The organism is Flavicella sp. IMCC45537 (genome assembly GCF_057197705.1).
In genome coordinates this window covers 3,266,217-3,285,320 of the sequence record NZ_CM170067.1, presented here as the reverse complement: position 1 = coordinate 3,285,320, position 19,104 = coordinate 3,266,217, and the positions used below count along the sequence as shown (strand labels likewise).

The window sequence follows — 19,104 nt, the reverse complement described above, 5'->3', positions numbered from 1 at the left end:
AATTCTGTTATCCACCGATAGAAGACATACTTTCGGAAACATTTTTATTTTTCAAACGATTTGCCTCTGCAACAAAACCATCTTTTGGTTTCTTAGAAACTAAATCTATAAATAATTGTTTTAATGCAGCATCATCCGCACCTTTTCTGATAAAATCTCGCACATTGAAAACCCCTTCGTCAAACAAACAGTTTTTCAACAGTCCTGTTGATGTAATTCTAATTCTATTACAATCGTGACAAATAGTACGGGTGTAAGCAGGAATAATTCCAAACACCCCTTTAAATCCTTTAACTCTAAAAGTATGCGAAGTAGATGATTTTAAAACTGGTAGTTTTTCAACCTCTTTGAAACCTGTTTTTACTTCATTCAAAATTTTATTGAAATTCCATACTTCTTCAGTAGCACGTTTCCCTACTCCATTAAATGGCATCTCTTCTATAAAACGAATTTCAATCGCTTCTTTTTCTGTCAGAGCAACAAAATCCTTTATTTCGGAAGTATTGACACCTGATTGAACTACTATATTTAATTTTAATTTTAAACTACTCTTTTTTAATAACTCATAAGTTTCCCAAACTTTATCGAACACATCTCTTCGAGTTATTTTAGCAAAATTTCCTGCATCCAAACTATCAATACTTAAATTGATCGTTTTTACTTTTAACTTCTCCAACTCTTCAATATGCTCAGCAATCAAAGCACCATTCGTTGTCATATTTATTTCATCTAAACGATCGTTAAACGAAAGCATTTTTATAAAATCTATGAAATTTTTACGAACAAAAGGCTCCCCACCTGTCAAGCGAACTTTGTTTACTCCTAATTCAGATAATACCCTTGTAATTCGATACATCTCTTTAAATGTCAACAATTCTTTTCGCTCTACAATTGCAGCTCCCTCTGCAGGCATACAGTAAGTGCATCGTAAATTACAACGATCTGTAACCGCTAAGCGCAAATAGGTAATTTGTCTACCAAAAGAATCTACTAAAGTTTCCATTTTCTAAGGTTCTATAAGCTTGTAAAGTTCTAACAAAAAGAACTAACAACAAAATTTAAAAGGATATAAACAAGAAAGTAACGACAGAAATATTGGGTTTATAAATTGAATCATTGAAAAGAAACATCAACCTATTTAAACCCCTAATTTTTACAGATTTCACAGTTATCTATAATACCTTTTTTAGATAATCCATTATTTTATTAGAAGCCCCTAAGCTTTGCTTGATATAATTTAAAGCAATAGTACCTTTTGCCTTTCTCAGGTCTTTGTTATCTGAAAACTTTTTCAAGATTGCCGTAACAGATTCTTGATTATCTGTAGAAATTACACCACCCAAAGACACTAGGTCTTTCGCTTCTCTAAATTTTCTATAGTTTGGACCAATCACCACAGGAACACCAAAAGTTGCTGGCTCCAAAACATTATGGATTCCACTTTTTGTATAACCACCTCCTACATAAGCAATATCAGCAACCGCATAAATCTTAGTAAGAATACCAATCGTATCAATAATAAACACTTTAAATTCTTTCAACGATTGACCTTCTTTTTCAGAAAATAACACAGAAGAATTTTGCAATGCATTTTTCAGCCTAGCGATTCCTTCCGGTTTGATATTATGAGGTGCAATGATAAATTTTTCATTTTCCTTTGCATCATTCAAAATATAATTCACCAATAAATCTTCATCCTCCGGCCAAGTACTTCCAGCCACTAACACTGTTGAATCTCCAACAAACTCATCAATATAATCTAATTTATTATCTCTACTAATGATATCATAAACACGATCAAATCTAGTATCACCACATACCAAATTATTGTCATAACCAATTGAAGTAAGTAAATCTGATGACGTTTGATCTTGTAAAAAGAAAAAAGAAAACGCCTTCAATTTGGAACGCATCCAACCACCATATGATTTAAAAAACAACTGATCTTTTCTAAAAATACCAGAAACTAGAATTGTTGGAATTTTACAAGATTGCAGCTCCGCCAATAAATTAGGCCAAAATTCATATTTAACAAAAATTGCAACAGAAGGATGTACCGCTTGTAAAAATCGCTTCGCATTTCGTTTTGAATCCAGTGGTAAATAAACCACAACATCGGCTAATTCATAATTCTTTTGAACCTCATAACCTGATGGAGAGAAAAAAGTCAACACTACTTTATACTCCTTAAAATCTTTTTTCAACTTCTCAATTACCGGTCTTCCTTGTTCAAACTCCCCCAAAGAAGCGAAGTGAACCCAAATAACTTTATCAGTCTCTAAAATTTTTTTTTCAATTACAGAAAAAACCTGTTTTCGCCCTGCTACAAACAATTTGAGCTTAGGGTTCACGAAAGCTAACAATTTCAGTACTACCCCTACTAAAAAAATGATATTATTATATAAAAACTGCATGCTGCTAATGTATATATTTCGTCTTAATTTGACACCAAAAAACGTTCACAAACTAAAACAACAAAACTCCCAACCGAATCGGAAGGGAGTTTTAAGTCTTAATTAAATCTTATATCTTAAGCTTCAAAAGCTTCAATAGACACGTAAGATTTATTATCTTTCTTTTTAGTAAACTTCACTAAACCATCAACTTTAGCATGTAAAGTATGATCTTTTCCCATGTAAACATTTTCACCTGGGTAGTGTTTAGTTCCTCTCTGGCGGATAAGGATATTACCTGCGATTGCCGCTTGACCACCATATATTTTTACACCTAGACGTTTCGATTCTGATTCTCTACCATTCTTCGAACTTCCGACACCTTTTTTGTGAGCCATAATTTCTTAATTTTATTACCTATTTAAAACAGGATTGTTAATTACTTTTCTTCTTTCTTAGCTGCTGCTTTCTTAGCTGGAGCTTTTTTAGCTGCTGCTTCTTTCTTAGGAGCTGCCTTTTTAGCTGGAGCTTTTTTAGCTGCTGCTTTTTTAGGAGCTGCTTCATCAGCTGCTACTTCTTTCTTAGCTGCTGCTTTTTTCTTAGCACCACCTACAGCGATACCATCAATTTGGATTTCAGTTAAGAACTGACGGTGTCCGTTCTTTTTCTTGTATCCTTTTCTACGTTTCTTTTTGAAAACGATTACTTTATCACCTTTTAAGTGACCTAATACCTTAGCTGTTACTTTAGCTCCTTCTATAGCTGGGGCGCCAATAGTTACATTTTCACCTTCTCCAACCAAAAGAACGTTATCAAAAGTTACTTTTGATCCTTCTTCAGATTGTAAACGGTGTACGTATACTTTTTGGTCTTTTGCTACTTTAAACTGCTGCCCTGCTATCTCTACAATTGCGTACATATGTTTATTATTTTATTTTGTTTTGTTTAAAACGAGTGCAAATATACTTCTTTTCTACAAATATGCAACACAAAAAACCATCAAATTTACCCCTAGTCAATACACTCAAAAACAAAACATTAATGACTTTCAGTTGTATCTTTCACCATCCTTTGATTCAACAACCATAATCCTTGCAGTTTTTTATATATTTACAGCCTATTCAACTGATATGACAACAAAGCGTTTACTTTACTCCATCTTATTTATTTTATTAGTTAGCAACAATGTACTAGCTCAAAAAAATAAAATAAAATCTATCGTGGAAAAATATTTCCATGCCATAGGAGGTGAAGAAAGAGCGAAACAAATTCATTCCTTTTCTTCGGAAGCTATCGGAAACTTAAACAACTCTCAAATTGTTTTAAAACAAAAAATGATGCTTCCTAATATGTATTTTACAAGCATGGAACTTAATGGGAAAATTATTTCTCAAAGCACATTTGATGGCCAACAAGGAATCACTCTCCAACAATCAGACGAAATCCCCTTTTCAAAAGAAGAACTAAAACGTCACAAAAAAAACAGATGTATCTTTCCAGAATTTGACTATTTGAAAACAGCCAAATATTTAGGAATAGAAAAAGTAGAACAAAGTGATTGTCACGTGTTAAAAATTGACAACACAAAAGTGTATTACTCCGTTAATTCTGGATTGAAAAGAAAGGGTGTTAGCATCCAAGAAAAAGATGGCACTATCTTTTTACAGCAATTATTCTTTGGCAACTATGTTGAAATTGAGGGACTACTCTTCCCTACCAATTTATTAATGGTTGCTGGAAACAATAAAATTGACTTTCAAACAAAATCTATTCTAATCAATAGAGATGTAAGCAAACAAGATTTTCTAATAAAAGACTAGATTTTACTCGCTTGATTTAACATCAAAAAGTCAACCATTACCATTGCTGCCATTGCTTCAACAATAGGGATTGCTCTTGGCACTACACAAGGATCATGTCTTCCTTTCCCCATCATCTCCACTTCATTACCATCTTTATCAATAGTCATTTGTTTTTGAATCAGAGTTGCAACAGGTTTAAAGGCTACCTTAAAATAGATATCCATTCCGTTACTAATTCCACCTTGGATCCCACCTGACATATTGGTCTTTGTAGTTCCATCCGTGTTAAAGATATCATTATGGTCACTCCCTTTCATTTCTGCTCCATCAAAACCGCTACCATATTCAAAACCTTTAACAGCATTGATAGATAACATAGCATGACCTAAAGCAGCGTGCAATTTATTAAAAATAGGCTCTCCTAGCCCAATAGGTACATTTTGAATCACACAAGAAATAACACCTCCTACAGTATCTCCTTGTTTTTTAATTTTAGACACATAGTCAATCATTTCCTCTGCCTTTTGAGCATCAGGACAACGCGCTATATTAGATTCAATTTTATCAAAATCCAACTCTTGATAAGGTGTATCTAATTTTATATTTCCGATAGCAGAAGTATAGGCATTAATTTTAATCTGAGGAATTACCTGTTTCGCAATTGCCCCGCCTACTACCCAATTGGCAGTTTCACGAGCAGATGTTCTACCACCACCTCTATAATCTCTATTACCATACTTTTTATCATAAGTATAATCCGCATGAGATGGTCTAAACGTATTTGCTATATGCGAATAATCATTTGATTTTTGATTGGTGTTCTGGATCAAAAAACCAATGGAAGCTCCGGTAGTTTTTCCTTCAAATATTCCTGAATGGAACGCTACTTCATCTGGTTCTTTTCTTTGCGTTACAATCTTAGATTGTCCCGGTTTTCTACGATCTAATTCTTTTTGAATAGCCTCAAAATCTAACGTTACCCCTGGAGGGCATCCATCAATTACACCCCCTATTGCAGGTCCGTGTGATTCACCAAAAGTGCTTACTTTAAAGAGTTTTCCAAAAGAATTTGACATAAAAAATATTTTTTTGCAAAGTTAGAAAAAAGATTTGTAATTATTCCTTGGTTTCTATTCCAATAAGTGAGTGAAACACAATAATTATAACACTAAGATTTAAAGGGTTTTAGACTTCCATTTTGCATAAAAAGATAGAACTGAGTTCCAAACAACAAAGCACCCGATAACAAATGTACTGTCTGTGTTCCGAATGGAAAATCACTATAATACATTAAAATTCCAGAAAGTGCTTCAAACACTAATAAAGCAATAATATATTTAGGAAACTTAAATTCTAATTTTAAAGTTTCATTTTTCCAATAAATAAGGAAATTCAACAACACAATTAAGATGGTAAAAGACCTATGAATATAAAACTTTAGACTTGGATTATACAAACTCATTTGTTTACTCTCAAATCCGAATAACTTTACTTGTTCATCTACAAATTGTCTCACCTGAGTACCGAGAGCAATTTGAATTACAGACAACACAATAGAAAAGCCCAATAAATTATGAAACATCCTATTAAAAGGTTTTTGAACCACCTCTTTCTCAGACAAAATATGTAGTACTTTTAATAACAGTGCAATGATCAATAAACCGGCCACCATATGAATTGTAATTACAGAAGGTTTCAAAACAGAATCAATAACAGTTTTACCCAACCAAGCTTCAAACAGCATTAAAAAAAACGCACCAAAAGAATAAAGAGTCACTCGTTTATTTTCTTTCCAAAATTTAAGTGCACCCACAATTAAAAATAGAAATACAAATCCCGATAAAACAGAAGCTAATCTGTTAATATACTCCGTCCATGTGTGATACACGTTGAAAATTGCATATTCATGTTTGGTATAGGGTTCCCAATTTTCTTCTGCAAATTCATGAGTTGTTTTAAACTCATTTTTTGCCACAATCAAGGCCTCATCCCTAATTATTATTGTTCCTTTTGAATACCCTGTTTCTGGATGCCACACTAATTGTTCCTCATCCGTTGGAGGAATGTAATAACCAAAACATTTAGGCCAATCTGGGCATCCCATTCCAGAACCTGTCATTCGAACAACTGAACCTGCAATAAAAATAACATATACTGAAATCAATGCTGCTTTTACAATGCTTTTAAAGTGCTTTTTCAAAAGAAATAATTTTAATTTTCTACGTCCACAAAAATACGGATTAATGAAATGAATTGCTATTTCAATCTTACTTTTATGCCATAAAAAAACCATCCTAAAAAGGATGGTCTTTTACGTCAAAAAAAAAAAATGATTTTTATTTTTTAGCAGCACACTTTGCTTTACAATCTTCCGTTGCTTTTGCACAAGCAGCACAATCTTTTTTAGTACACGACTCACTGCACTTTTTTGCACAAGACTTTTTTTCTGTTGTTTTACAACATGCTTGTTTCTCTGTGGCACATTTAGTTTTACATTCTGCCTGTACAGCTGCACATTTAGCACACTCCTTTTCAGTACAAGATTCACTGCACTTCATGGTACACTCTTTCAAATCAGCAGAACAACAGCTTTTATTTTTACTTTCACATTTAATTTTGCAGTTTGCCTGCATCGCCGCACATTTATCGCAATCCTTTTTTGTACAAGATTCACTACATTTTTTAGCACAAGTTTTCGCTTTTTCCTTGCAACATGACTGCTTTTCTGTAGCGCATTTGGTTTTACATTCTGCCTGAACAGCTGCACATTTAGCACATTCCTTTTCTGTACAAGTTTCACTGCACTTCATAGTACACTCTTTCAAATCAGCAGAACAACATGCGTCTTTTACTTGTTTTATCGAACTAACAGAATATGTTTCTCCTCCAGCAATTGAAGTTATTTTCTTTTTAATATCCTCATCAGAAATTTTATTTGCATCATATACAATTTTCCCTAATTTATCCTCAAAAGAAACAGAAACAGAACGAACACCTTCCATCTTAGACAACTTAGATTCAATAGTTTTTGCACAACCTATTTGACAAGTCATCCCCTCAATACCAACTTCAATTTTCTTTAGGCTCTCTCCTTTAACAGATTTTTCTATTCCTTCTTTTGCTCCTTTTGAAGCCTCTTTACATGAAACTGTAAAAAAAGAAACAAGCAACCCCAAACAAATAATTTTTATAACTCTCATAATAGAATATTTAGCTAGTGCAATTTAGATAGAATATGATTATTATCCGAAAAAATTACGCACTTTTACATTTAGATTACAAAGATACTATGAAAAACATCAAATGGCTTCTCCTATTTATTCTCTCTTTAACATGGGGTAGCTCATTTATTTTAATTAAAAAAGCTCTTTTAGGACTTACTCCTTTAGAAATAGGAGCGTTAAGAATTATTTTCGCTGGGGTTATTTTATTCTTTCTTGGAATAAAAAAATTCAAACACATTGATAAAAAACATTGGAAACCTCTTTTTATAGTTGCTATATTCGGAACCTTTTTTCCCGTTTTTTTATTTTCTTATGCCATTACAGAAATTGATAGTTCCATTGCTGCAGTATTAAATTCTCTGACACCATTAATTACAATGATCTTAGGGGTTTTCTTTTTTGATTTCAGCTTTTCCAAAAAACAAGCATTTGGAGTTTTAATTGGATTAAGCGGTACTTTAATTCTATTATATCAAAACGCAATAGCCAATCCGAATAAAAATCACTTGTATGCTTTTCTGATATTTATTGCCGCCACAGGGTACGCTTTTAGCGTTAACTATATCAAAAAGAAATTTAAAGAATTAGACACCCTTAGTATCACAGCTGCCACATTTTCTATTTTAATTCCTTTTGCCTTACTTGTACTTCTTTTTTCTGGCTTTTTCCGAAGAGATATTACGGAACAAATTAATTACACTTCTTTGGGATATGTTTTTATTTTAGCTGCTATTGGAACTAGTATGGCCATGTTACTTTTTAATAGATTGATCCAAATATCAAGTCCTGTTTTTTCTGCTTCCGTATCCTATTTAATTACACTGGTTGCAGTTGCTTGGGGAATTTTAGATGGAGAAAAACTAAGTCTTTCGCAAGGAATTGCGGCTATCTTAATTATTTGGGGAGTTATTATTGCTCAAAAAAAATCTAAGAAATAATTTATTTGGCTTTATTTACTTTGCCTTCGTTTGCTTTTACAAAAGAGGCCCAACCACTATAATTTTTACCCCCAACCACAACACCACTGTTATAGTAATGACAAACTGCTGCTGCCAAACCATCGGTTGCATCTAAGTTCTTAGGTAAGGTTTTTAAGTTCAAAGTACTTTTTAACATCAATGCTACTTGTTCTTTTGTAGCATTTCCGTTTCCGGTGATGGCCATTTTAATTTTTTTAGGCAAATATTCTGTTACCGGAATTTCTCTGGACAAACCTGCTGCCATTGCAACACCTTGTGCCCTTCCGAGTTTTAGCATAGACTGGACATTTTTTCCAAAAAAGGGTGCTTCAATTGCAATCTCATCTGGATGATAAGTATCAATCAACTGGATAGTTCTCTCAAAAATTAATTTTAATTTCGTGTAAGGATCCTCATATTTTTGAAGTAATAATTCATTCATTTGAATAAACTCCATTTTTTTCTTTACAACGCGAATCAAACCAAAGCCCATAATAGTGGTTCCTGGGTCAATTCCTAAAATAATTCTCTCTGTACTCAAATTCTAGTGGTATTTTTTTATCCGAAAGATGACAAATAAACTTTATTTCAGTTTTCTTTGTAACTTAGAACGAAGATATAAAAAAGAGGCCAATGGCTTTCTATTAATAAGAACTATATAATTGCGAACTCCAAACTCATTTTCTAAATCTATTGGCTTTGGCTTTCTAAAAGCTTTAATTTTAGCACTTGCATTTTATAGTATTTATCAAAAAATAGATGCTTTCAATAGCCCTTTTCCAAAACTGTCTCTTGTAACTATTTTAATTTTATTTTTCATTTCCTCCTGTAATTGGGTTGTAGAAATTATAAAGTGGAAAAACTTAGTTTCTACAATTTATCCTATTTCATTTTTAAACAGTTTGAAACAAAGTTTAACTGCCCATACCACTGCAATCATCACTCCCAATAAAATTGGTGAATATGGAGCAAAAGCATTCTTTTTTTCAAAAAAACATAGAAAAAAAATTCTGCAACTCACTTTTATTGGTAATGGTTACCAGATGTTAGTCACTAGTGTTTTTGGACTATTCGGAATTCTTTTTTACCCATATCAATTATTCAAAACACAAGGTGTTCTATTTATTTTTTTATTTTTTGGAATTAGTTTGACTGCGGGATTCTACCTCCAAAAGAAAAAAAACATTTTTAAATTCTTTCTCAATTTAAATCAGAAAATCCATTTAAAAACAGCATTGACCAGTTCCATTAGATATATAATTTTCTCACTTCAATACGTGTTCATTTTAAGGCTTTTGGGAGCAAGCCCTAGTTTGTATTCCTTATTACCAATTATTTGGCTTATTTATTTTATATCGTCATGCGTACCAAGTTTTGCCTTGTTTGATTTTGTTGTCAAAGGTTCTGTAGCTTTATTTCTTTTCAAACCCTTATCTATTTCTAATGAAACAATATTAGCTACGGCTTTTATAATGTGGATTTTCAATTTTGTCATTCCAGCCATTATAGGAAGTATTTTTCTTAGCACTTATAAACTTAACTCACATTTGCAGCATGGTACTATTGAGTAGTCTTATTGGAATCTCCTACGGTGCAGTTATAGGCAGTTTTATAAAAGGTATTTACCAAACAACTGAAATTCCAGCTAAAGATCATCCACAATCAACTACTTTTTCTATTATTATTGCTGTTAGAAATGAGGAAGAAAATTTAACCGAACTTTTTTCAAGCTTAGAAAACTTAGCATACAACCCTAAACATTTTGAAATCATTTTTGTTGATGACCATTCAGAAGATACCAGTCTGCTCCTATTAAAAGAATTTCAAAAACAAACAAATCAACTTGACATTCGCATACTACAAAACCAAGGCTCAGGCAAAAAAGAAGCTGTGACTACAGCAGTACACCAAGCTAAATTCGACTATATCTTGACTACAGATGCTGATTGCAGCTTTTCTCACAAATGGATTCAAGCCTATAACACACTCCTAACTCAAAAAAAATATCACTATCTCACTGGACCTGTTTGCATAAAACAGGCGTCTAACTTTTTAAATCAATTCCAGTATATAGAATTTCTAAGTTTACAAGGAAGTACCCTCGGCTCTTTTGCCAACAAAATGCCTTTTATGAGTAATGCTGCCAACAGTTGTTATTTGAAAGAAATATTTATATCCCTAGATGGTTACCATGGGAATTCTGAGGTTGCCAGCGGAGATGATATTTTTTTATTAGAAAAAATAATGCATAGCAACGCTAAAAAAGTTGGCTACCTGAATTCTGTAAATGGTTTGGTTTATACCGCTCCGGAAAGTACTTGGAAAAAAGTATATCATCAAAAAATCAGATGGGCTGCAAAAGCTACACTTTATAAAAACAAGATAGGGATTACAGTAGGCAGTATTGTATTTTTAACGAATAGTTTACTGTTAATTCTGTTAGGTATCGATTGGAAACTTGCCTTGTATTTATTTATCTTTAAATTTATTATCGACTTTATTTTATTAAAGAAAACTACTAATTTCTTTAAAGAAAACATAAATTTTGGATATGTAATACTATGCAGTTTTTGTTATCCCGTGTTTAGCACTGGAATTTTTATCCTATCTCAAATCACAAATTTTGAATGGAAAGGAAGGCAACTGAAAAAATAATTTATTTTAGTTGAATATACCGGAGATCAACCCATCAACATTCCACAACAAAAAAATAGTTACTACTAGTAAAATAGTTAATAAAACAGCTCTTTTTTGGTTCGGCTTTCTTCTGTTTCTAATGCGCGCCATAATCTAATTTAAGTTTAACGGTTTTACGAATATACAAAATAGTCGTCAAAAAAATAGCCCGCATAAAGCGAGCTATATATTTTAAGATAAAAAAAATTACATTCTTTTCATTTGATCTTTCATCATTTTCACCTGATCCTTCAACATACCATGCTTGTCCAATTTCTTAGCTTCATTCAACAAAGTAGTAGCTTCTCTTTTTCTTCTTTTATGCATGGCAACACCCGCTAAATTCAATTTTGCCATTGCAATATCATGATCCATTGACAACCCAAGTTTCAATGCCTTTTTAAACATCTTTTCTGCTTGTGTCATGCTTGTTTGAGTCACCATCAACCCTTGTAAAAAATAATAATAAGCCTCTTGAGGTTTTCTTAAAGCAGCTTCTGGATTCTTAATAAAAGCCAACCATTTTTGAGCTCCTGCCATGTTTTGTTTTCTGATTTGCAAAAAGGCTAACAATAAAAACTCGTTTTTGAAAAAGAAAAACACAAATACCCCTGCTAACAAAAGAATCATGATTCCATTTCCAATATTTTCATCTGCAAATTGAAATCCAGCCCAAACTGTAATTAATACTGCTATAACTATTTTTATATACTTATTAAACATTGTAATACTTATTTATTTTTAAATTTATGCATTTAGCGTACTAAATGAAGTTGCGAATTTACATATTTTTCAAAAGAATAAAACCTCTTTTTAGATATTTCATTCTGATTTATTATTTTCCTTTTTTATAAAATTTAAGATGCTTTCTATAAGCAAGAATTCCGAGTACAGCCACAATTAAAATAGAATAATACACAAAACTTGGGGTTACAATTTTATCACCACTTGCATAAGAATGCAACCCAGACAAATAGAAGTTCACACCAAAATATGTCATCATAATTGATGCAAAAGCATACACAGATAAAATATTATAGGTAAATCTTCCTCTCAATCCCGGAACCAATCTGCAATGCAGCACAAATGCATAAATCATAATACTAATCAAAGCCCAAGTCTCTTTTGGATCCCATCCCCAATAACGTCCCCAACTTTCATTGGCCCACATACCACCAAGGAAATTCCCAATGGTTAACATCACCAAACCAACGGTAATTGACATTTCATTGATCACCGTCAATTCATTAATCGTATTGTCTAATTTTTTCTTGTTCTTTTTGTTCGTTACATTCATCAAAACCAAGGCCAAGAGACCAAGAATCATTGCTAAGGCAAAAGGACCATAACTTGCAACAATAATTGCCACATGGATCATCAACCAATAAGAATTCAGTACTGGAACTAAGTTTGCAATTTCAGGATCCATCCAATTCCAATGTGCTATCATCAAAATCATTGCTGTTAAAAACGCAGTTGCCGCAATCGTAAGCGTAGAATCCTTACCAAACAACAGTCCAAATAACATAGTAGCCCACCCCACATAGATCATCGATTCATAAGCATTACTCCAAGGTGCATGTCCACTCACAAACCACCTCGCTGCTAATCCTGCCGTATGCATTGCAAAAAACAAGATAACAATCGCCACTGAAATTTTTAATAAAACCTCTAATACTTTACTTGTTTTAAATATTTGAATAATCACTAATACAAACAACAGTAATCCAGCATACATATAGTATTTAAAAAGCTTTTTAAACACATCATATTTATTATACGCGATTTCAAATTTAATTTTATCGTCAGAAGGATAAACAGCAGCACCATATTTTTTCTGGAAGTTTTTTACCCCCTCTAAAATTTTACCAGCCTCTTCATAATCATCAGCAATTTTTGCTTCATGCAGTGTTTGGATATAAACAGGTAAAATTTGTTTCACAAAAACAGAGTCAATTCCTCTAAACGGAGCATTATACAATTCTGGTTGCGAAACCCAAGTATTATTTTCATCCTCAGGAATCGGAAAAATTCTTAAGATCCCTCCTCCAATTGCAGAGTACAATAAACCAACTCGTTTATCTACATTGATAACATCCTTTTGGTATTTACTTTTGATATTATTTTTCTGTGCCGCTTCTACGTCTGATTTGATTTTATACCTTCCTTCATCATCAATGAAATCAATCAAACGTGCATATTTTTGTTTGACATCTTTAATTCCTAAAACAGTACGTAATTTGTCATTCCCTCTTTCCAAATAAATTACCGGTACTTGAAACCACAACCTAGGATTTTCTACAATTGACAAAAACACCTGATTCGCATCCAAACCATTGTACGTATCACTTTTACTAACTTTTCTCAACAATTGAGAAGCAAATGTATGCACTGGCTTCATACGTCCACCAGCATCTTGAATTACCAAGGCACTAAAATCTTCAGCATGTTTTATAGATACCACATTCGCATTCAAAATAGAATCTATTTGCTTTGCAGTAATCTCATTGATATGATTGCTATGCTCTTGATCTGAATTCCCATGATTATGCCCAGTATGATCTTCTTCCGGGTTTTTACCATGTGTTTCTTGGGCATGGTTGTGTCTTATATGATTCTCGTCCTCTTTTGCTTTGTGTTCTTGCGCATGGTTATGACCACTATGATCATGTCCATCATCTGCTGTATGCTCTTGTGCTCCTATTTGAAACGACAACATTGAAAAAACAGCCAAAGACAACAAAGCCTTTTTTGCTTTTATCTTTTCCAATTTATGACGCAAATAGGAAAAACGTGTATTCTTAACAAACATAATTAACATCAAGCCGGCATATAATAAAAAATACCCTACATAAGTAATCATAGTTCCCCAATAATCATGGTTCACAGACAATCGAGTTTCCTCATATTGCGGAGTAATATTATAACTTGATTGAAAAAATTTATATCCTTTATAATCTAAAATATTATTCATAAAAACTCTAAAATCAAAAGTCTCAGAAGGATCTATCACAGTAATTTCACTAGCATAAGACATCGCACTCTCCGACCCTGGGTATTTGTCCAACTGAAAATCTCTCAATTTTATTTGAAATGGAAGTGTAATTTCTTTGGCACCATAGGCTACCCTAAAATTCAAACCCGCCATTTGAAATTGAACGGGTGCATTTGTGGTATACTGTCCGCCACTTACTTGAATCACTTTAGATTCGTCTTTACTTTTCACTAAAAGCTTTAAAACATCCTCCGGAAACTCATCCTTATTTCCTTTAGCCAACTGCATTGCCCCAGTTAATGGTGGTTTAGGAACCACAAAACTCATTCCTGCAATATTGTGTAAAGTCAAATATTTAAACTCAGATAAAGTATCTTTTTCTATCTTTCCTCTCAACTGATCTGCCATACGAAGAAAAGTTCCTTCAAACATAGACTCCATTTTTAGCTCTTCATTTTCATACTCAAAATTGACAAGAGCATTTTCTTTATGTGCAAAACCAACCAATACTCCATGGATATTTTCTATGTCTCCTTTTTTGATATAATGATCATGTCTGCTTCCACTACTTGATTCTACAAAATGAATGTACAACTCACCTTGATCACTTTCTACAAAACTTGTAGCTGCATTCGGTATAAATTCTTGCAATTCAAACGTTACCTCCTGACCTCTAAAATCTGTTTCAAAACCATATTTATTCTGCCCCCAAGCAGATAGTAATACGGGATCAAACAACATACGCTGATCTTTATTATCATCTAAGGTTACCTTTAAATAAGTTTTATCCGAAAAAAACACATTGGAAGTCTCACCTTCTTTGATAGGCATGATCCCTTCATAACTGATATATCTAGTGACACCAGCTCCAACAAGAATTAAAAAAAAGGCTGCATGAAATAACAACACTGACCATTTTTCTTTTTTATACAAACGATACCTAAAAATATTTCCGAAAAAATTAATTGCAAACAATAGCATGATCAACTCAAACCACCATGCATTATAAACCAAAGCTTTGGCTGTTGGAGTTCCAAAATCATTTTCTATAAACGTTGCAATTCCCATTGTTGCTGCATACACAAGAAACAACACTGCCATCAATCGAGTACTAAAAAGTAATGCTAAGATTTTTTTCATCAGATAAGGTATCAGATATCAATCAAAACTAACTATGCTTTGATCAAATAATTCAAGTTGCAAATTTAATCAAAGTTGACTGAATTAGGTTTGTGATTTCCAGAAAGTTTGAGGTATATATTCTAAGAAACTTTGAAATAAAATAAATTATTTAATTCTTTATTTTAATGTTTATCTCTTCATTTTGTCTTGATACAAAACAAAGCAAAACATCAAGTCTTCAACTTTCATCGAACAATATACAACACTAAAGCCCAACTAAAAAGAACTCAAACTTAGTGCTCAAACAACTTTTTTGTTTTAGCCTTTTTCATTGAAATGATTCTCGACTCCAAGTTCTAGTACAAATTCTGTAGTCTATAGTTATTTGTTTATTATAATCTTTTTTGCATCGACCAAAAAAGTTAGAAAAAAGTCTAGTCTTAAAGTCTCACCGGACTAACTGCATTATAAAATTCTAAAAGAAAAGAACTCACTTCGTTCAAACAACCTTTCTTTTTACGTATTTCAAAACACGTTGACGCTCGGCTGTGACTTCCATGACGAATCCTGCCAAATTAAAAATAGCATCCAGCTCGATATTTTTTTAAAACGATACTCGATTCCAAGTTATTGGACAAATTCTTTCGAATTTAAAACAACACCCTACATAATAAAAAAAGCTGAATCAAATTGATTCAGCTTTTTTTATTATGCATTTGTTTTTCTTTTAAATAATTCTTTCCACCACGGTCCTTTTTCTACATGGCCATAACCATACGCTCCGTAATTTCCATAACCATATCCTTTTTTATAGTCGGTTCCATTGATTAACATAGCCATATTAGGCAAACGTTTTTCATTATACAAATTCTGAGGAACAGCTAACAAACGTTTATCTAAATAATTAGCACGAGTCACGTACATAAATAAATCCGCACGATCACTGATCATTAAAGTATCTGTCACCAAATTCACTGGAGCCGTATCAACTACAATATAATCATATTCTTCTTGCACTTTTGCGAACAACTCATCTACACGTGGGTGCATCAACAATTCTGCTGGATTTGGCGGAATAATCCCAGAAGGAAAAATGTCTAACCCTTGATGTTTCGGTAAATTTATTTTCAAATCTTCCAAGCCTAAAGACTCGTCCATAATATAATTAGTGATTCCCTTTCCATTATAGACAGAAATATATTCTGTAATTTTTGGGGCTCTTAAATCCATTCCTAATAAGGCTACCTTTTTACCAGACAAGGCAAGTGTACAAGCCAAGTTAATAGAGACAAAGGATTTCCCCTCACCACTCACCGTAGAAGTTAGAAATATAGTTTTCCCTTTTTCCTTTTTAGTACTAGTTAGCATAAAATCTAAATTCGTACGTAATAAACGGAAGGCCTCAGCTGTACTTGATCTACCATCTTTGGTAATCACAATATTTTCTTTGGTTTCCTTTAATGGAATATCTCCCAAAATTGGAACCGACAACATTGCTTCTAAATCTTTTCTTGTATGCAATTTGTTATCCAACAAATCATTGATATATATAAACCCAAAAGGAATAATCATTCCTATAATCATGGCAGCCAATAAAATAATCATTTTCCTTGGTGCAACTGGTTTATCAGATCCATAAGCCACATCAATCACTTTAGAATTAGATGTCGTGACTGCCAAAGAAATATCTGTTTCCTCCTGTTTTTGTAACAAATACAAATACAAAGCTTCTTTGATTCCCTGTTCTCGTTGAATATTTCTATATTCTCTCTCCTTGGTCGGAATGCCTTTAATTTTATCGTTAAACCTTCTATCTTGTCTATTTAATTCACTCAACGTAATATTTAAAGAGGCTTTTAAATTCACCAAACTTTCCTTTAAACTCACTTGATAACTATCTAACTGATATTCCAAATTCTTCACCATAGGATTCTCTGCACTCGAACCATACAATATTTTATTTCTTTGTAATACAACTTCGTTATATTGCTCTAACAATATAGCAATAGAAGCATCTTGAAAACCTAAATTAGCCGGTAACAGTTCATAAGAACTGCCATTTTTATGGATATATTCATCCATAAAATCCACCAATCTCAATTGAGTCGTTGTTTCAAATAATGCTTTCTCATTTTCCGAAACTTGTTCTACAAACAAACTTGACTCTTCTTCTACATTCGTTAGTTTATTATCTTTTTTATAAGTCTCTACTCTTTTATCAACAACATCTAGCTCATCTTCAATCTTCACCAGTCGCTCTGTTATAAACAATGAGGTTCGCTCTCCAACATCACTTTTATCATTTATGGCATCGTTGTTGTAATTTATTATTAAGGTATTGATAATATCCTCAGCCTTTTTTCGAATAGCATGTTTCAGAGAAAGCTTAAGTACACTTGATTGCTTGTCAATTGGTTCTATTTGAATTCCCTTGACCAGCCCATCCACCACTTTACGGGTAGGTTTAAAACTCGTTCGGAAACTCTCAGTTCTTATTTCACTAGCAACCGTATTATTTTTTTCTTTTTTCAAAACAAAAGCATAATCTCCAATCGTAAATTTTTCATTCAAGACTACCTGTTTAGAAAAAAGCTTGTCTTCATCAAACAATACAATCTCATTCGAGTCAGAAATTTCAAAATAGTTTACTGTATCTAATTGTTTATAGACTTCTGTAGAATCAAGAGCTATTAATCTATACTCAATTTGATCACCATAAATCTCAGATTCTTTGACCCTACCTCTTTTATAATAAGAAATATTTAAAATAAGATCCTTAACAACCGTTTCTGCCAAGGATCTAGATTTTAAAATTTGAATTTCATTATCTATATTGGAACTTCCCCCTCCTAACATCCCTAAATCCTGAAATGCCGACAATTCAGAGCTCAAAGATGATTCGTCATCTTTTATCAAAAGAGTAGAAGCTACTTCATATTGAGGCGTTGCATAACGCACATATATAAAAGCTAATACAATAGCAATAAAACCAGATAACAGAAACCATTTCCAATGAATAAAATATTTCTCCAATTCATCTCTTAAATTGATAGAATCATCCTCTTGTGTTTGTACTTTATAATTTGAATTGTTAAGTTGAGTATTCATAGCTTAAATTATCTAACAATTAGGGAAATCACTGTAATCGCCAACGATGTTATCGATATGATAATTCCGGTAGTTGAACTTGTAGCGGAATTATTTATTTTCGGTTTATTTGGCTCTACATACACCACGTCATTTTGCTTTAGATAATACACAGGGGATTTAAATAAATCTGGTGATGTCAAATCTATACGTTCAAATTGCTTTCCATTTTCATTTTCTCGTATCACCAATACATTATTTCTTACCCCCCATAAACTGGTATCCCCTGCTAAGCCCAAAGCTTCAATTACTGTTATTCTCTCATTCTTCACAGAAAACGTACCTGGTTTCTTTACCTCCCCCAAAACGCTTATTTTGAAATTTACTATTTGAATCGTGACAACAGGATCATTTAAAAAAGGAGTCAATTTAGATTTGAATAATTTTATTGCCTCCAAACGTGTCAAACCCGCCAAATGCATTTTTCCTAATTGCGGAAATTCAATCGTTCCATCTTGAGCAATTAAATAAGCTTGGATCTGAGGACTCCCATTAGCATTTAGCCCACCTATATTAACTGCCGCAGAAGGTAAATTAAATGGTAATGCTGATTCCATATCTATAGACGACACCACAATAGACAATTGATCGTCTGGTTTTAAGACAGGAGAATAATTCGAATTCCTATTGATAGAATCCATTTCCGTGGTATCAACTCCTTGGAAATAGACTAAATCCTTTCTAGACGCACAGGATGACAGAATCACTGCAAACATAGACAACGTCAATATATATTTTATAATTTTCATATTCTTTTTTTCACGCGATGCGAAAATACACTTTAAT

At 32.7% G+C, this 19,104-nt stretch carries 16 protein-coding genes; 3 read left to right on the top strand and 13 right to left on the bottom strand.

Annotation, left to right across the window (positions count from 1 at the left end):
* Window positions 1-7 precede the first annotated feature (7 nt).
* From moaA to rplU, 4 genes are all read right to left on the bottom strand, one after another.
* Complete coding sequence (gene moaA / locus AC2DGP_RS13250; protein WP_484490541.1) at window positions 8-1,003, bottom strand: GTP 3',8-cyclase MoaA; 996 nt, start codon at window positions 1,001-1,003, stop codon at window positions 8-10.
* Window positions 1,004-1,172: 169 nt separating this feature from the next.
* On the bottom strand, window positions 1,173-2,414 hold the full coding sequence (locus AC2DGP_RS13245) for a 3-deoxy-D-manno-octulosonic acid transferase (protein WP_484490540.1): 1,242 nt from the start codon (window positions 2,412-2,414) through the stop codon (window positions 1,173-1,175).
* A gap of 116 nt (window positions 2,415-2,530) precedes the next feature.
* Entirely contained in the window at window positions 2,531-2,791 is a 261-nt protein-coding gene (gene rpmA / locus AC2DGP_RS13240) for a 50S ribosomal protein L27 (protein WP_484490539.1), read from the bottom strand.
* Between the two features lie 41 nt (window positions 2,792-2,832).
* A complete protein-coding gene (gene rplU, locus AC2DGP_RS13235; RefSeq protein WP_484490538.1) occupies window positions 2,833-3,312 on the bottom strand; it encodes a 50S ribosomal protein L21 in 480 nt (159 codons plus the stop codon).
* A 301-nt stretch (window positions 3,313-3,613) separates the two neighbouring features.
* On the opposite strand from rplU, the gene AC2DGP_RS13230 reads away from it, so the two are divergent.
* Window positions 3,614-4,213 carry a hypothetical protein gene (locus AC2DGP_RS13230; RefSeq protein ID WP_484490537.1) on the top strand — a complete coding sequence of 200 codons (600 nt, stop codon included), beginning with the start codon at window positions 3,614-3,616 and terminating at the stop codon, window positions 4,211-4,213.
* On the opposite strand, the gene aroC is transcribed toward AC2DGP_RS13230, so the two are convergent.
* From aroC to AC2DGP_RS13215, 3 genes are all read right to left on the bottom strand, one after another.
* Complete coding sequence (aroC, locus tag AC2DGP_RS13225) at window positions 4,210-5,271, bottom strand: chorismate synthase (RefSeq protein WP_484490536.1); 1,062 nt, start codon at window positions 5,269-5,271, stop codon at window positions 4,210-4,212. The genes AC2DGP_RS13230 and aroC overlap by 4 nt on opposite strands.
* A gap of 92 nt (window positions 5,272-5,363) precedes the next feature.
* On the bottom strand, window positions 5,364-6,395 hold the full coding sequence (locus AC2DGP_RS13220; RefSeq protein ID WP_484490535.1) for a COX15/CtaA family protein: 1,032 nt from the start codon (window positions 6,393-6,395) through the stop codon (window positions 5,364-5,366).
* Between the two features lie 136 nt (window positions 6,396-6,531).
* Window positions 6,532-7,395, bottom strand: coding sequence for a heavy-metal-associated domain-containing protein (locus AC2DGP_RS13215; RefSeq protein ID WP_484490534.1), 864 nt, complete (start codon window positions 7,393-7,395; stop codon window positions 6,532-6,534).
* Window positions 7,396-7,484: 89 nt separating this feature from the next.
* On the opposite strand from AC2DGP_RS13215, the gene AC2DGP_RS13210 reads away from it, so the two are divergent.
* Window positions 7,485-8,357 carry a DMT family transporter gene (locus tag AC2DGP_RS13210; protein ID WP_484490533.1) on the top strand — a complete coding sequence of 291 codons (873 nt, stop codon included), beginning with the start codon at window positions 7,485-7,487 and terminating at the stop codon, window positions 8,355-8,357.
* Between the two features lies 1 nt (window position 8,358).
* On the opposite strand, the gene ruvC is transcribed toward AC2DGP_RS13210, so the two are convergent.
* Together ruvC and AC2DGP_RS13200 are read right to left on the bottom strand one after the other, a co-directional pair.
* Window positions 8,359-8,919, bottom strand: a complete 561-nt coding sequence (gene ruvC, locus AC2DGP_RS13205) for a crossover junction endodeoxyribonuclease RuvC (protein WP_484490532.1) — start codon at window positions 8,917-8,919, stop codon at window positions 8,359-8,361.
* Window positions 8,920-9,723: 804 nt separating this feature from the next.
* Window positions 9,724-9,873: a hypothetical protein gene (locus AC2DGP_RS13200; protein ID WP_484490531.1), complete on the bottom strand. Its 150-nt coding sequence runs from the start codon at window positions 9,871-9,873 to the stop codon at window positions 9,724-9,726.
* A 59-nt stretch (window positions 9,874-9,932) separates the two neighbouring features.
* Here AC2DGP_RS13200 and AC2DGP_RS13195 point away from each other — a divergent pair, with 59 nt between their 5' ends.
* On the top strand, window positions 9,933-11,033 hold the full coding sequence (locus AC2DGP_RS13195; protein WP_484490530.1) for a glycosyltransferase: 1,101 nt from the start codon (window positions 9,933-9,935) through the stop codon (window positions 11,031-11,033).
* Window positions 11,034-11,261: 228 nt separating this feature from the next.
* Here the strand turns inward: AC2DGP_RS13195 and AC2DGP_RS13190 are convergent, their stop codons facing one another.
* From AC2DGP_RS13190 to AC2DGP_RS13175, 4 genes are all read right to left on the bottom strand, one after another.
* Window positions 11,262-11,777, bottom strand: coding sequence for a DUF2892 domain-containing protein (locus AC2DGP_RS13190; protein ID WP_484490529.1), 516 nt, complete (start codon window positions 11,775-11,777; stop codon window positions 11,262-11,264).
* Window positions 11,778-11,889: 112 nt separating this feature from the next.
* Window positions 11,890-15,189 carry a c-type cytochrome biogenesis protein CcsB gene (gene ccsB, locus AC2DGP_RS13185; RefSeq protein ID WP_484490528.1) on the bottom strand — a complete coding sequence of 1,100 codons (3,300 nt, stop codon included), beginning with the start codon at window positions 15,187-15,189 and terminating at the stop codon, window positions 11,890-11,892.
* A 690-nt stretch (window positions 15,190-15,879) separates the two neighbouring features.
* Window positions 15,880-18,279, bottom strand: a complete 2,400-nt coding sequence (locus AC2DGP_RS13180) for a GumC family protein (RefSeq protein WP_484490527.1) — start codon at window positions 18,277-18,279, stop codon at window positions 15,880-15,882.
* 8 nt (window positions 18,280-18,287) lie between these two features.
* Complete coding sequence (locus AC2DGP_RS13175; protein WP_484490526.1) at window positions 18,288-19,067, bottom strand: polysaccharide biosynthesis/export family protein; 780 nt, start codon at window positions 19,065-19,067, stop codon at window positions 18,288-18,290.
* Window positions 19,068-19,104: the final 37 nt, after the last annotated feature.